The 14,619-nt window shown below is 72.4% G+C and carries 11 protein-coding genes; 4 read left to right on the top strand and 7 right to left on the bottom strand.

The window, feature by feature from the left end:
• Nucleotides 1-2,573: DUF11 domain-containing protein (locus ADK60_RS02415; RefSeq protein ID WP_079007984.1), on the bottom strand; the 2,573-nt coding region annotated here is incomplete at its 3' end.
• A gap of 146 nt (nucleotides 2,574-2,719) precedes the next feature.
• On the bottom strand, nucleotides 2,720-3,499 hold the full coding sequence (locus ADK60_RS02420) for a helix-turn-helix transcriptional regulator (RefSeq protein ID WP_053642810.1): 780 nt from the start codon (nucleotides 3,497-3,499) through the stop codon (nucleotides 2,720-2,722).
• A 167-nt stretch (nucleotides 3,500-3,666) separates the two neighbouring features.
• On the opposite strand from ADK60_RS02420, the gene ADK60_RS02425 reads away from it, so the two are divergent.
• The gene (locus ADK60_RS02425) at nucleotides 3,667-5,112 is read left to right on the top strand and encodes a COG1470 family protein (RefSeq protein ID WP_079007980.1); all 1,446 of its coding nucleotides are present in this window, start codon (nucleotides 3,667-3,669) and stop codon (nucleotides 5,110-5,112) included.
• 326 nt (nucleotides 5,113-5,438) lie between these two features.
• Here ADK60_RS02425 and ADK60_RS44430 read toward each other — a convergent pair whose 3' ends face one another.
• From ADK60_RS44430 to ADK60_RS02440, 3 genes are all read right to left on the bottom strand, one after another.
• On the bottom strand, nucleotides 5,439-7,163 hold the full coding sequence (locus ADK60_RS44430; RefSeq protein ID WP_502687390.1) for an eCIS core domain-containing protein: 1,725 nt from the start codon (nucleotides 7,161-7,163) through the stop codon (nucleotides 5,439-5,441).
• Between the two features lie 604 nt (nucleotides 7,164-7,767).
• Complete coding sequence (locus ADK60_RS02435) at nucleotides 7,768-8,424, bottom strand: response regulator (RefSeq protein ID WP_053642816.1); 657 nt, start codon at nucleotides 8,422-8,424, stop codon at nucleotides 7,768-7,770.
• The gene (locus tag ADK60_RS02440) at nucleotides 8,421-9,560 is read right to left on the bottom strand and encodes a sensor histidine kinase (RefSeq protein ID WP_053642818.1); all 1,140 of its coding nucleotides are present in this window, start codon (nucleotides 9,558-9,560) and stop codon (nucleotides 8,421-8,423) included. The genes ADK60_RS02435 and ADK60_RS02440 overlap by 4 nt, the downstream gene beginning before the upstream one ends.
• A gap of 162 nt (nucleotides 9,561-9,722) precedes the next feature.
• Between ADK60_RS02440 and ADK60_RS02445 the strand changes: the two genes are divergently transcribed.
• Complete coding sequence (locus tag ADK60_RS02445; protein WP_053642820.1) at nucleotides 9,723-10,214, top strand: DUF6326 family protein; 492 nt, start codon at nucleotides 9,723-9,725, stop codon at nucleotides 10,212-10,214.
• 227 nt (nucleotides 10,215-10,441) lie between these two features.
• Here ADK60_RS02445 and ADK60_RS02450 read toward each other — a convergent pair whose 3' ends face one another.
• Nucleotides 10,442-10,792 (bottom strand): hypothetical protein, encoded by a 351-nt coding sequence (locus ADK60_RS02450; RefSeq protein WP_053642822.1) that lies wholly within the window; start codon nucleotides 10,790-10,792, stop codon nucleotides 10,442-10,444.
• Between the two features lie 260 nt (nucleotides 10,793-11,052).
• Between ADK60_RS02450 and ADK60_RS02455 the strand changes: the two genes are divergently transcribed.
• Nucleotides 11,053-11,523, top strand: coding sequence for a hypothetical protein (locus ADK60_RS02455; protein ID WP_053642824.1), 471 nt, complete (start codon nucleotides 11,053-11,055; stop codon nucleotides 11,521-11,523).
• Between the two features lie 905 nt (nucleotides 11,524-12,428).
• On the opposite strand, the gene ADK60_RS02460 is transcribed toward ADK60_RS02455, so the two are convergent.
• Nucleotides 12,429-13,931: a tyrosinase family protein gene (locus ADK60_RS02460; protein ID WP_053642826.1), complete on the bottom strand. Its 1,503-nt coding sequence runs from the start codon at nucleotides 13,929-13,931 to the stop codon at nucleotides 12,429-12,431.
• 360 nt (nucleotides 13,932-14,291) lie between these two features.
• On the opposite strand from ADK60_RS02460, the gene ADK60_RS44435 reads away from it, so the two are divergent.
• Nucleotides 14,292-14,441, top strand: a complete 150-nt coding sequence (locus ADK60_RS44435; protein ID WP_159400274.1) for a hypothetical protein — start codon at nucleotides 14,292-14,294, stop codon at nucleotides 14,439-14,441.
• Nucleotides 14,442-14,619: the final 178 nt, after the last annotated feature.

Genomic DNA, 14,619 nt, shown 5'->3' on the forward strand with positions numbered 1-14,619 from the left:
GGCGGGGCGGGGGCGGGCACCGGGGTCGTCGGCGGAGCTGCCGTCGGTGTCGGCGTCGGGGTCGGGCTTGCCGTCGGGTCCGGCGTCGGCGTCGGCGTCGGCGGGGCCGGCGCCGGGCGCACCGGCACCACGGTCCGGCCGGTGTTGTCGCTGGGACGGGGGTCGAGCACGGCTCCGGTGACCGACCAGTCCACGGGCTGGTCGCCGGGCTCGACCCCGGTGACGGTCACCGTGACCGGCACGGTGGCGCCCGGGCGCACCACGCCCAGGGCGCAGACCAGCGCCGCCGCGTCACAGGTGGCGCCGGGCGCGGCGAGGCCCGTGACGGTCACCCCGGCCGGGGGCGCGACGGTCAGCCTCGTCCCGGGCGAGGCGGCCGGACCGTGGTTGACGACGTCCACCCGGACGGTCCCGGAGTCGCCCGCGGTGAGCGGCGCGGCCGTACCGGGTGCCTGGACCGCGAGGTCCACGGACTGCTGGACGCCCGGTTCCTTCTGGCGGCCCGGCAGTCCGGCGGTGAGCGGGGTGCGGGCCCCGGAGACCGCGTCCACCAGGGACAGCTTCTCCGGGCTGTTGGCGGCCAGGGCGGCCCGGGAGCTGATCACCAGCGTCCTGCCGTCGGAGCTCCAGGCGGCGTCGCGGGGCTGGAAGGGCCCGGTGGCGGTGGTGTCGGGCAGCTCCCAGCCGCAGGCCCCCGGCCGGTCGCGGGCCGCGTCGGGCAGCAGCACCCGGCAGCCGCCGCCCGCCGCGGCGACCAGCAGGATCCCGTTGCGCTCGTCGACCCGGCCGGCGCCGTTCTTGCGGTTGAAGGCGATGGTGGCGCCGTCCGGGGAGAACGCCGGGCTGTCGTCGACGACCTCGCAGGCGCCGGGGCAGTGGGCGGCACTCAGGTCGCGCTGCCGGTCCAGACGGTCCACGGGCACGGTCCACACGTGCTTGTTGCCCCCGCCGCCGTTGATCACCTGGTTGCGGGTGAACGCCAGGGTCGTGCCGTCGGAGGACCAGGTGGGCTGGGCGTCGCCGCCCTGGAGCTGCCCCTCGGGCGGGACGATCACGCCCCGGACCACGCCGGTGGCGGCGTCCGCGATCAGGATCCGTCCGGGACCGGAGGCGTCGCCGACCCCGCCGGGGGAGGTCCGGGTGAAGGCCAGGTACCGGCCGTCCGGGGAGAAGGTCGGATCGGTGTCCCAGTCCCTGGGGCCGCGGCCCGCCAGCGGGAGCGCCGTCGGGCCGGAGCCGTCGGCGTCCGCGATCCAGATCCGTTCGATCCGCCCGGCGGGCAGGTTCGGTCCGGCCGGCGCGTCCTCGAAGCGGGTCACCACGATCCGGCGGCCGTCGGGCGTGTAGTTCTGCCGCTCGGTCCACGGGTCGTACCCGGTGGCGGGCCGGAACAGCGGGTCCTTCACCGGATCCGTCTCGGTGTCGGCCGCCGGGTCCTCCTTGAGCACGGTCCGGCCGAGGTCACGGGGGTCGGAGCCGTCCGGCCGGACGTCCTGCAGGGTCACCATGTGCGGGCCGTCCGCCGAGACGCGTTCGACCACCGCGCCACCGCCCTGGAGCGGGCCGAGCCAGGTGGCAGGGCCGACCTCGCGGTCCTCGCTGAGCACCACCGCCGGTTCGTCCTCCGAGAGCGCCTTCACCCGGAAGACGTGGTCCCAGTCGCCCTCACAGGTACAGGTCCGGTCCGGGCTGAGGAAGAGCAGGCCGTTCCCGTCGGGCAGCCAGCTTGCCCCGTGCGTGCGCCACTGTGCCCGCGGGCCCGCCAGCAGCGGCCCGCCGGTGCGCCCGTCGGTCCACCGCAGCCGGGGCCCGTCCGGTCCGGTGGCGGTGTACGCGATCCGGTCCCGGGTCGCCGCCCCGTCCACCGGGTTCCACACCGGCTCGGTGCCCGCGCCGTCGGCGGGGTCGGAGACCCGGGTGGCGGGCCCGCCCCGCAGCGGCCGGACGTAGACCTGCCGGCCGGCGGCCCGGTCGGCGTCGGAGGAGTACGCCAGCCGCGCGCCGTCGGGCGAGACCGTGGGGTGCTCCTCGTTCGCGGGGGTGTCGGTCAGCCGGGTGAGGCCGGTGCCGTCGGTGCGCACCAGCCACAGGTCGCGCTGGGTGCCACCGGCCCCGGCGGGCCGGGCGGCGTCGAAGACGACCGTCCGGCCGTCCGGCGTCAGCCGCGGGTTCGCCGCGTCCAGACCGCTGGTCAGGCGGTGCACCGAGCCGTCGGCGGAGCGCAGGTAGACCTGCGGGGCCTGCTCGTCGCGGCGGCTCGCGAAGACCAGCCGGTCGCCCAGGGCGGCGGGCTGGACGTCGAAGTGCGCCGGGCCCTCGCCGAACAGCGGGGGGCTCGTGGTGTCCGTCGCCACCCGGCCGAGGCTCCGGTGGCGGGTACCGGCGTACGCGATCCGGCTCTCCCCGGCATCGGCCGCTGCCGCCCGGTCCCCGGTGCCGGCCGCGGGGGGCCGGTCCCCGGCACCGCCCGGCCCGGCGGCCGTCGTCACCGCGAGCATGGGCACCAGCAGCAACAGGGCCGCACCGGCCCTGCTCCAGTGGTGTCGCCGACGGCCGGAGCCACCCGTGCCCATCACGGTCCACCTCACAGTCCGGTCCAGCATCCATGTCCGACGGTGCCACCCTGCCGGTCCGCGGCCGCGGACCGGCAGGGCCCCGGGGCCGCGCCCGGGGGAAGCACCGGCTGCGCTTTCGGGCAGCCGGTGCCGGTCCGGTCCGGTCAGATCAGCCCGTTGCGCAGCGCGTAGCCGACGGCGTGGGAGCGGTTGCGCAACTGGAGCCGGGTGATGACCTCGTGCAGGACGTTCTTGACGGTCCGTTCGGAGTACGAGGTGTTGCGCGCGATCTCCGCGGTGTCCAGGCCCTCCGACACCAGGCGCAGCATGTCCGCCTCGCGCGGGGTCAGCGTGGACAGGGACACCGCGTGCGGGTCGAGGGCCGAGCGCTGCAGGCTGCCGACGTGGTCGAGGAGCTTCGCGAGCAGGTCGCCGGGCAGGACGCCCTCACCGTTCGCCATCGCCAGGACCAGCCGCAGCAGCCGGTCCTGGTCGGCCTCCGCACGCCGCAGCACCGCGGTGACCCCGCACTCGATGGCGCGCTGCAGGGCGTCACCGGAGTCGAAGGTGCCGACCACGAGCCCGGTGCGGGTGGCGGAGTTGTGGCGCAGCCGGTACAGCAGGGCGGTCGTCTCGTCGTCCACGCTGTCCACGGCGACGAGCGAGACCCGCGCCTCGTGCGCGTCGGCGCCGTCGACCAGTTCTATCTCGGGCCGCTGGCGCAGCTGTTGGACGATCCCGACGTGCAGGACCGGGTCCGAGGCGTACACGGCCACGGTGACCCGTCCGCCGGGCTCGCCGGCCGCCGCGTTGTGCGCGGCCCGGGCGTGGGCCGGGCCGTGGGCCGGGCCGTGGGCCGGGGCGCGGCCCTGGGGCGGGACGGTCGGCCGCGTGGTGCCGGTGCCGGACGTGTGGACGGTGCCGATGAGGTCGGTGTGGAGCATGAGGCGTACCTGTTCCATGATGCGTATGAGGGGAGTACTGCGAGGTCCAACGGCAACAAAGCTCCTGGGTGGGGGAGTTGGGTGGAGTTCGCGGGGGCATCGCGGCTGCCCGGGGCCTTGCCCCCGCGTCCGTGGAGGCGGGCGGGGCGGCGGCGTAGCGTCGCGGCGTGACGACCCCAGCAGCCACTCCCAGCCCCGGTGCGCCCGGCCTCGACATCCCGTCGGTGACGGTGACGCCGGGCGGTACCGCGACCACCAGCCTGACCGTTCGCAACGACGGCGACATCGTCGAGGCGTACCGCCTGGAAGTCGTCGGTGACTGCGCGGCCTGGACGACGGTCGAGCCCGACCGCGTCTCCCTCTACCCCGGCACCTCGGAAACGGTGACCATCCGTCTGGCGCCCCCGCGTTCGCCGCGGGTGCGGGCGGGCGAGGTGCCACTGGCCGTACGGGTCCTGCCCACCGAGCACCCCGAGGCGGTCAAGGTCCCCGAGACCACCGTGCGGGTCGAGGGATTCCGGCAGCTCCGGGCCGAGAGCGCTCCCAAGCGCCGCCACGGCTGGCTGCGCGGACGCTACCGCCTCGCCGTCCACAACGAGGGCAACCGCCCCGTCCAGGTGGGATTCACCCCGGCCCAGCCCGGCGAGGACCTGAAGTTCGACATCCGCCCCCCGGCTCCGAAGCTGGAGCCGGGCGAGTCGGTGGAGGTGGCGCTGCGGGTCCGCGCCGGGAGGCCCGTGTGGTTCGGGAAGGCGGCCACCTGGCCGTTCACCGTCACCGTGGCCGAGACCGTGGCGAAGGCCGGAGCGAAGGCCGGAGCGGAGAGCGGCGCGAAGGCCGGGGCGGAGACCGTGGCGAAGGCCGGGGCCCGGGCCGACGAGGCCGGTGACGCCGGTGAGGACGACCGGGAGCGACCGCGCCCGGAGGCCGAGTTCGTCCAGATACCGATCTTCCCGACCTGGCTGCTGGCGGTCCTGGCGGCGCTCCTCGCGCTGCTGCTGGCCTGGTTCCTGCTGGTGCGTCCCGCCGTGCGCAGCACCGCGAAGGAGGCCGCCGACCAGGCGGTGCAGCAGCAGTCGACCCCCACCGAGGAGGCGGCCGTCGGCCGGACCCCGGCGGCGAGCCCCGGGCAGCCGGGCTCCGGGGCCGGGAGCGCCCGGCCCGGGGCGGGCGTCGGCGGCACCGGCGCGGGAACGGGCACCGGAACGGGAACAGGCACCGGGACGGGCGGCGACACCGGGACCGGATCGGTTGGCGGGCAGCAGAGTTCGGCCACCATCGACCTGACCACGGCCGGCGGGGAGACCAAGGTCGGCACCTACGTCGTGCCCGTGGGCAAGGCGTTCGGGATCACGGACATCGTCGTCGCCAACTTCCAGGGCGACGAGGGCGTCGTGACGATCGGGTTCGGCGACCGCAAGATCACGACGATCGCGCTGGAGACGTTCCGTAACCAGGACTACCACTGGGTCACCCCCATCAGGATCACTGAGAACCAGACCGTGACGGTCCAGGTGACCTGTGCGAAGCCGGGCACTCCGGCCACTGGCCTGCAGGCCCAGGAGTGCCACGAGGTGCTCAACGTGAGCGGTGTGTTGAGCGACCTCAGGTGAACAGATGCCGTACGCATCGTCTGTCAGGTTGTCCCGTGAGAAAAGGTGAGCCTGCGTCATTCCGGCTGAAAACCGACGGTTCGGACGCCGGGAAGGCACCTTGCGCGTGACCGTACATCCTCATTTCGGCGGCCCCGGGCGGCTCCGGCCGGACGTTCGAATGTGAACCTGACGGTCACTCAAATACGGCCGGATCCGATCCCTCCCCGCGCCCGCCCGACCGTTCGGACGCCGACGAGGCAGGACGGCGGCCGTCCCCGGCGTATCGGTGAGTACCGAGGGCCGGCCCGCGACACGGGCCGGCCCTCGTCGGATGCCGGGACGCGTCACGAACCGGCGCGCCTGCGGGCCGTGTCGCCGGCCAGCGACCGGTCGTGCCGGTACGCCTCCTCCGCCCAGCTCGCGAGGTCCCGCAGCTCGGCCTTGAGCTCGTCCCAGGTCTTCATCAGGGAGCCCATGGTCCTGATCTCGAAGGGGACCATCATGGCGCCCTCCTCCTCGTGCGGGGCGATCTGGTTCATGCCGCCGAACACGCTCTGCTGAGGGATCTGGGGGACGCCCTTCAGCGTCGACTCGGCGAACGTGAGGAGGGACACCGGGAGGCCGTCGATCTCCCGGGTGGCCTCGTCGCGGAACTCCAGGTTCGCGCTGCCGTCGCCGGGATCCTCCTGGAACTGTGCGAGCAGGTCGACGATCACCTCGCTGTTGGCCGACAGGAAGTCCTGGAACCCGGGATCGAGGAGCGCGCGGACGTCCGTGAGCTGCGAGCGGGACAGCACGACCGTCAGGTTCTTGATCTGGCCCTGGTCCTGGTCCTGCGCGAGGTAGTCGGCCATGGCCGCGACCTGCATGAAGAACAGCTGGCTGTAGCCGTCCAGGGCGTCCGTCTCCAGCCGCTTGCGCTTGCGCGCCGACTCCTGGCCCTGCACGTACCGGGCCACGACCTGCTCGGCGAACGTCTTCGACTGCGAGAGCCGGAACCGGGCGCGGGGGAGCGGCGCCCCCGGGGCCTGGGGAGCGGCATCCCGGAGGTGGTCGAAGAACATCGGCATCCCGGCCAGCGGCACACCGACCGAGTAGTGGACGAACAGCCCGTCGCCCATGCCCGGGGCGCCGGCGTAGTCCGGGAAGTCGAGGTCCGGGGCGATCCGGGCGTCCTGCCCCGCGGGCAGGATCTCCAGCTCCAGGCCCATGCCCGCCAGCGGGGTCTTCCCGGTCTGCCCGTAGAACGCCTCGCGCACCGTCCTGATCTCGTCGACCAGCTGTTCGAGGGTCTCCGGCCCGGACTCGTTGGCGGTGCCGACGACCGCGACCGCCCCGGTCACGAACTCCAGGTTCGAGTAGGCGGAGCCGTCGTTCAACGACCGCGAGTCGGAGACCAGCTTGAAGTCGCCCGCTGTGCTCTGGGCCAGGTCGGTGTCGCCCTCGTACTTCTCGCCCCTGGTGTTCTCGACGGGCATGTCGATCTCCGTCTCGAACCCCAGCTTCCGCTGCACAGCGGGCTCGGCGGCCCCTGCGGCGTGGCCCGGCTCCGCCCGCTGGACCGCCTCCGGCCGGCCCGCCGGCCGCGCCATCACCCGTCGCGCGTTGGCCTCGGCCTCGCGCTCGAAGGAGTCGCCGGGATCGCTGACCCGCAGCCCGTCGCCCCGGTCGGTACCGGCGACGGCCCCCTTCCGCTGCTGGATCACATGGGTCAACTCGTGCGCGAGGGTGTGCCGGTCGCCGCCCCCGCGCCCGATGACGACGTCCCGGCCGGACGTGTAGGCCCGCGCACCGATCTCGGCGGCGGACCGCTGGGCGGCCGCGCCGGTGTGCAGCCGCACATCGGAGAAGTCCGCCCCGAGCCGCCCCTCCATCTCCTCGCGCACCGGCCCTTGCAGCGGCCGCCCGGCCCCCCGCAGCACCTCGTGCACACCGGACCGCTGGACAGGCTCCGGGCCCTGTTCCCCCCGCCCGCCCCGCGCCATCCGGGCCACGACCGCGTTGCCGATGCTCCGCTGCAGCTCACGGGCCTGCTCCGGGGACATCGCCCCCACCACGGGCCCGCTCACCCGCGCCTCCCGGGCCCTGCGGTCACCTCCGCCGACCCGCTCGCCGCCGTTCCCCCTGCGATCGTCCGCCCTCGCGCGCACTGGCCCTCCCGGTCGCCTACCGCTGCCTTGCCCTCCCCTCCCTACACCGTCGGCACCTGTCGCTCCCATCCCCGAAAGTGCACCCCTGGGTCCATGCCGCCTGCCCGACCCGGGCCGACCGGACCCGCAGCACCCGCGGGCCGGTGCGGCCGCGCCCGCGGCGGTGAAACCGCGCGACGGTATTCGTGCGCCTGACAGGCCCGAATTCGCGCTCTACCGGAGTAACCTGGAAGGTGCCGGAGAAGTTACCGGCAAGAAGCGATCGCGAGGAGGTAAATATGCAGATCAGCGAAGCAGGAGCCCTGATTCTGCGACTCGTGGTCGCGAGATCCCACCCCAGCCTTTCGGTCGGGAGCTGACGGGACCACCTTGGTGGCGGGGGCGCAGGTACAAATCCTGTTGTTTCAGATCAGCATCATGCAGGGCGTGGGCCGTTTTCGCGGAGACGCGAAAGCGGCCTTTTGTTGTGTCCGCCGCGTGGTAGGGCGGGAATAAGTCGTCGTGCAGGAACGTCAGGTTCGATTCAGTCCCCCACCCGGCCGGTGTCGTACGCCCACATCGCGATTTCGACCCTGTTCCGGGCGCCGATTTTGGTCAGCAGGCTGGCGACGTGGGTCTTGGCGGTCGTCAAGCCGATGTACAGCTCGGCGGCGATCTCGGCGTTCGTGCGGCCGCGGGCGACCAGCCTCAGCACCTCCTCCTCGCGTTCGGTGAGCGGCTCGACCGGTTGGGTCCGCCGGCTCGACGGCTCCCTGGCGGCGAGGGTGGCCAGCAGCCGCCGGGTGATGTTCGGCGCGATCAGGGCATCGCCGACGGCGGCGGCATGGACGGCCTGGACGAGCAGCGCCGGCCCGGCGTCCTTGAGCAGAAAGCCTCGGGCGCCGGCCCGGAGCGCGCCCTGGACGTACTCGTCGAGGTCGAATGTCGTGATCACCACCACCGCGATCGGGTCCGGGACGCCCCGCCCCGCGAGGAGCTTGGTCACCTCGATGCCGTCGAGCCCGGGCATCTGGATGTCGACCAGGCACACGTCGGGGCGGAGCCGATGCGCCAGCTCGACGGCGGCGTGGCCGTCGGCGGCCTGGCCGACGACCTCGATGTCGGGCTGCGCGTCAAGGATCATCGACAGGCCGGTGCGCACCAGATCCTGGTCGTCGGCCACCAGCACGCGCACCGTCATCGGCGTACCTTCGTCGGCAGTTCGGCGTCGACCGCCCACCCGCCCTCGGGTGCCGGCCCGGCCCGCAGCGTGCCGCCGAGCAGCTGTGCGCGCTCGGTCATCCCCAGCAGCCCGAAGCCGTGGTTCACCGACCGTGCCGGGTCGATCTGTCCGTCGTCGGTCACGCGCAGTCGCAGCCTTCCCGCGCCCCCGACGACCCGGATCTCCACCCGCGAGGCGTTGCGGGCGTGCCGCAGGGCGTTGGTCAGCGCCTCCTGCGCCAGCCGGTAGACCGCCGCGTCGACCTGGGGCGGAAGTTCGTCCAGGTCGTCCGGCAACTCCACGTCGACGACCGGGGCCGGGGCGCGTCGGGCGAGGGACAGCAGGTCGGCAACGCCGGGCTGGGGGGCGTACTCCGCCGGCGCTCCGTCGCGCAGCACCCGGACCATCGCCCGCATCTCCACGAGCGTCCGCGACGCTTCCCCTTCGATGACCGCCAGCGCCTCGAGCGCCGCTTCAGGTCGCTGCCCGGCCGTCGCCCGGCCCGCCTGCGCCTGCACCGCGATCGCCGAGACATGGTGGGCGACCATGTCGTGCAGCTCGCGCGCGAGGCGGACCCGCTCCTCGCTGCGGCTCTGCTCCAACGCCCGGCGCCAGCTCTCGGCGCGGTAGCGGAACGCCGCTCCGTCCGCCGCCGCCGCCAGGACGGCGAACCCGCCGATGACGTCGGCCGGCCCGGTGTAGTCGGCGACCGTACCGATTCCCGCAGCGACCGCCACCACCGCCAGGCCGATCACGATCTCGCGCCCCGAGCCCCAGCGGACCAGCGCGTAGACGAGCACCAGGAGGTAGATCATCGTGTCGAGGCCCACGCTCGGGGCCCCGCCCAGCAGGCTCGCCAGTCCCAACGCCAGCACGGTGCCGAAGGCCACCACGACGCAGGCCAACGGGTGGGTACGCCGCCACAGCAGCACCGGCGCAAGTCCGACCGCCACGATCGTCGCGAACGGCCGCCAGGCGACGTCGCCCCGGAGGACTCCCTCGAGCAGCGCCGTCACCGTCAACACCCCGACCAGCACCCAGTCGCGCGACACCCGTGCGGGAGCGTCCGTGGCGCGGGGCTCGGCCCACAGCGAACTCAGGGCGTTGGTGGTCACACGCCCAGTCTAGGGACCGCCGAGGCGTCGGGGACCGACCGAAAGAACGAGACGCCGCTCCTCCCAACAGCCGAGACGGGTCCGGCCTCGACACCGATGTACCCGCCGCCGGGCTCGGCGACCGTGGACCTACCGATCCCCACCACAACGACGGAGCCCACGATGAGATCACGTCAACCCACCACCACCGCACTGGAAGACCCGCGGATCCCGGTGAGAGTCAAGCTCGCCGCAGCGTGGACGAGCTTCATGTTCCTGTACGTCTACGTGGACATTCTCGCCTTCTTCAAGCCCGGCGTCATCGATGACATCAAGGGCGGCGTCGTCTGGGAGTTCGACATCAGCCAGACCTTGTTGACCACCTTCCTCGCGATCATGGCGATCCCGATCCTCATGGTCGTGCTGTCCATGACGCTGCCCGCCCGGGCGAACCGCATCACGAACCTCGTCGTGGCCTCGGTACAGGTCCCCTTCGCGGCATTCAACGCGGTGGGCGAGTCCTGGACGTACTTCTACGGCCTCGGCGTCGCACTGGAAGTGATCGTTCTCGCCCTCGTCCTGCGGTACGCCTGGACCTGGCCCCGCACCGCACCGTCGGCGACCACGGCGACCGGCCCGGACCGTGAGACCGTTCGCGCCCAGCAGCAGGCGTGAACCCAGGAGCAGTCCCTGCTGATTGCGGAAGCTGCCGAGCAGGCCCGGGGCGCCCTCCGGTCCAGCGTGCACGGGCCGTTCGTCAAGGGCGAGCGCGTCACCGCAGCGGTCACCGCCCTCGTGGAGCGTCTAGCCGGCCCGGCGATGACAGTGCGCAGGTTCATCCCCGGCGGAGGACCACACCGAGCAGCTCAACCACGTCCCGGCGGCCATGAAGGACTTGCGGTTCAACGGGCCGGCAGGGCGGCCCGGGCCCGCACGATCCTGGGCTCCGGGCTGTACACCGGATCGGGTCTCAGAGCGTCCGTCAGCGGCGCGGGACGCAGGGCGTGGTGGTAGTCGGCCGCGCCGCCGCCGCGCAGGGACTCCAGGCAGAACACCCGCAGGATCACCGCGAGCTCGGCCTCGGTGACGTCCACGCTGTGCCGGCTGGAGCCCTCGACCGGGCATGCCCGGTCGAGGTCCGCGCCCAGCAGGCCGGCGTCCGCTCCGGGCAGGAGACCGGCCTCCGCGCCCTTGCGGACGGCGTGGAGGAGAGGGAGGTCGACGGCGCGCACGCTGATCGTGGTGTCCGGCACGCAGTCAGCCGCCGGTGCGACGTGCTGCTCGGCGGGGCGTGCCCGCAGGGCCCGGTAGCGCAGCAGGTCCTGCCCCAGCTCGGTGCGCTGGTAACCGTCAGCAGGGGTGAATTAAACATCCGGATTCCACGTACCAAACCCATGCCAACCGGACTCACTCCATTCAGATGAGCGACGTCTTGACTACAGAGAGATAGTGCAATATCACATAACAGTGCTGCTGGACGGACCAGGAGCTCTGCACACAGGAGAAGCACCTCATGACTCGCAAGATGCTGACGACGGCCGCCGCTACGGGTGCCCTGGCACTCGCTCTCGCCGGCGCGACCCCGGCCGTCGCTGCCGGTACCGCCGCCGCCACCACCGCCGAGACCGCCACGGAGGTCTGCGACGCCTCCGGCCTGCAGTCCGGCCTCTGGACCAAGCTCTGCTACACGGTCACCGAGGACGGCGTCCAGTTCACCGGCCGGATCGGCCTGGCCGGCCCGCCGAGCCCCGACAGCCCGCCCCTGCGGACGAAGCTGGTCGACGCGGTCCTGACCACCGACATCGAGGGCGGCGAATCGCTCGGCACCGTGCAGCAGTCCCTGCTGTTCCGGGCCACCACGCTGGAGATCGCCGGCTACGGCGGCACCGTCCCGTGCGGCTCGACCGTCACCGCGACCTTCTCCGTCTCCGCAGACGGCTGGTACACCCACCCGATCAGCACCAGTGTGGTGGTGCCCTGCTGATGCCCGGAGCGGCACGGGCCCGAAGACGGCCGGACAGACCCCGGCCGCCGGTCCCGCATCAGCCCCGAGCCCGTTCCGCAGGACCCGGCCACGGCGTGATCAGCGGGTGGCGCGGCAGGAGCCGCGCCACCCGCCTCCGGGCGGGCCCCGGGCGAACGGCGACCGCCGGCCTCCGGGGGACCGGCGCCGTCGGACCGCGCCCGCTCCGTGGCTCGGACTCTCGTTCGATCGGCAGGCCTCGTGATCGGTACGACAACGGCTTCTCGGCACAACGGAATGACCTGTCGGACCCGGCCAGTATGTTGCTGACCATGACCTCCGTGAACGCCGTGAACCCCCGCGCTCGGACCAGCCGGCGTACCACCCGCGCCCCTGGGCCCATCTCCGGGAACGCTTCCCGCAACTCCGCAGCCACCCTCGAGGTGATCCCCCTGTGGGCCGCACCTCACGCCACCGTCCCCCCGGCGACGCGTCGGCACTGAACCGGGTGCGCCATGGTGCCGTCCATACGCTCCAGCGCGTAGCGGTCCCTGCAGTACCCCGCGCACGGTCCAGCGGCTCGGCCCGCACCTCGCAGTGCCGTCAGCGCCGCATCGCCCGCCGTCCAGGCGCCGGATCGTGAAGCAGTTCATCGCTCGCGGCCCCCGAACGTAGGTCGATCGACAGGAGCAGGGGCCGTCCCGAGCAGTGCGCGGGACGGCCCCAGTATTGCGCTCGCGGCTGTGCAGCGGGTCAGTATCCGTTGGTGGTCACGGTGTTGTTGGCGATGACGGGTCGTCCTGGCGGTCTGCGCGGACTTCTTCGGCCGCTGCGCCCGACCGTCAGACATGGACGTGGATCTCCATCCGGTGCCTGAGATAGTCGTCGGATCCCAGGGCTCCCGGGTGAACGTGGCAGCGCGACTCCTACGCTTCGCCGACCAGTAGCCGCGCGTTGATGGTCGGATTGCCCGCCCGGGAAAGCGGGAAGGCAGTGCCGATCTCGTCGGAGTGCCCCGCCACGTCGATCCGGACGGACAGCGTCCGGTCGAGCAACTGGTCCTGGGACATTCGGAAGTCAAGGTTGATGATGCCGTTCTTCACGCACGTCTCACAGCCCCGTGGGTTGTTCGGCTGGAGGAAGAATCGCGACGCGATCGGCTCGCCGTCGGCGAGCAGGGTCACGCTGAACGACCCTGGGATGTTCAGCCGGTCGATCCCCTTGATCCGCACCGATACCGGGTCGGATCTCCGGAACGCGAAGGTGCGGACGGCATCGATGCTTCCGGACAGGTTCTCCATGTCACCCTCCGCGTGGCTGATGAGTTCCAGGCGGTCGTACGAGATGTCGGTGGCGATCATCTGCTCGGCGGTCTGGGTGAAGGGTGGCAGCGAGTCGAAGGGGGAGGTCTTGAGCCAGGTGTCGTCCTGCCCCGCCAGTGTGGTGCGGAATCCGGCGAGTGTGGTCGCGTCGGTGTTCGTCTGCCAGCTCAGCCAGAGCCGGTCGATGTTGCAGTGGAAGAACCAGAACACCGGATCGAAGGAGGAAACGTTCTGGTCGCCCATCGTCGGCCCGATCGAGCCGTGGCCGCCGTCGTGGGCCTGGATCGAGAAGTCCTGGTAGCCGTTCGTGTTGTACGCACCCCACAGCGACTGGGCCAACGAGGTGGTGATCTCTCCGAGGACGTTGTACTTACTGAGGTTCTTCGCGATGCCGGCGAGCGAGTAGCGCCGGGTCGTGTACGGGAAGTACCCGGGCACGGGCGGATTCACGGTGCTGCCGGGATCGGCCGGCAGGACGTACTGGTCGAACGGCGGGTGCTGCAGGCGGCCCGGCAGCGGGGCCGAGATGTCCCAGTAGGGGAGCGTGACGTCCGCGCAGCCCGGGACGGAGCGCAGCGCGTCCTCGAACTCGATCAGGTACTGACGGTGCCAGGGGTTGAAGCGGTTCTCGTGGTGCAGGCACCAGCTCTCCGGGAGGCCGTGCTTCCCGGCGAGGACGAAGTAGCCGTCCGGCGCCTCGATGTCGCGGGCCAGTACGCCGTTGAACGCCGTCGCGAGGAGGGTGAACTCGTCGTCCGTCAGGGTCGTGATGTCCTTGCGCAGCCGGGTCGGGGCCGGGCCCGGCGGCGGGGGCCCGGCCGGCGCGGTACCGAGGGGGAAGCCGTTGACGATCCAGTTCTTGAACGTCTGTGAGCGGTTGGCGCTCCATCTCCCCGCCGCATCCGGGGGCATGTCCGCGTTCGGCGGCGCGGTGTGGGTGAACACCACGAGGGCGTTCCTCTTCACCCCGTCGTAGGTGCCGAGCTCGATTCCCTTGGCGGCCATGTGGGCCACGTCCTCGGGCCGGAAGTAGTTGCGAATGTCCGCGAGGTAGGTCGGCGCCGCAATGACCGGATCGTCGGCCGGGTTGGTCTGAGGCGTGGTCATGTGTCCTCCGCTGGGCTCGTTCCGCCAGGCTCCGGGCGGGCGTTTTGATGGCATATGGAGCTTTTGTGATTGCGAGTATGCAGTACCACAAAAGCTCCCTGTACGATCGACGCGGGCCGGCGGTCGGAGAGGCGGCGTGCGGACGTCAATCTCCTGGGAGCGCTCAGGCGCGACCGAGGGCCCCTCCGGGCGCCGAGGCGACTCGGAGGCCGGCCGGCCTCCGGCGAAACCCCCGCACCGAGACCGTCGACCGCCTTCCAGGCCTTCCTCGACGACAATGGCATCCCGCAGCCGAAGTCCTGGAAAACCCCGGGCACTTGAGCCCGGTCGCCCAAGATCCCCGACAGGCTTCCGGTCGTCGTGGTCGCAGGGCTGCACCGGGCTGAGCGCCGCCGAGCCGTCCAGGAACTGCTGGAGGGCGGTGTCGACGGCGTGGTCCTCCACCACGACCTGCGCGACGCAGGCCGCCGTACCGTCCACCGCGAACTGCGCGACACCAGCAACGTGTAGGACACCGCCGAGCTGCCGCTGACCAACGACTGCGCCTGCTGCGCCCTGCGCGGGGACCTGCTGCCCGAGCTGGTCGGCATCGCCGAGGCCGGGCAGCACGGCCTGGCAGTCGTGGAACTGTGGGGCGGCAACGATCCGCACCCCGTGGTCGAGGTGATCGCGGGCGGGGAGGTGGACG

It is taken from the genome of Streptomyces sp. XY431, assembly GCF_001279805.1.
Lineage (GTDB): Bacteria > Actinomycetota > Actinomycetes > Streptomycetales > Streptomycetaceae > Kitasatospora > Kitasatospora purpeofusca.

What these genes read in the sequence shown, in the direction of transcription:
- ADK60_RS02455 (WP_053642824.1), top strand. Translation starts at nt 11,053, where the DNA reads ATGACTCGCAAGATGCTGACGACGGCCGCCGCTACGGGTGCCCTGGCA.
- ADK60_RS02445 (WP_053642820.1), top strand. Translation starts at nt 9,723, where the DNA reads ATGAGATCACGTCAACCCACCACCACCGCACTGGAAGACCCGCGGATC.
- ADK60_RS02420 (WP_053642810.1), bottom strand. Translation starts at nt 3,499, where the DNA reads ATGCTCCACACCGACCTCATCGGCACCGTCCACACGTCCGGCACCGGC.
- ADK60_RS02460 (WP_053642826.1), bottom strand. Translation starts at nt 13,931, where the DNA reads ATGACCACGCCTCAGACCAACCCGGCCGACGATCCGGTCATTGCGGCG.
- ADK60_RS02435 (WP_053642816.1), bottom strand. Translation starts at nt 8,424, where the DNA reads ATGACGGTGCGCGTGCTGGTGGCCGACGACCAGGATCTGGTGCGCACC.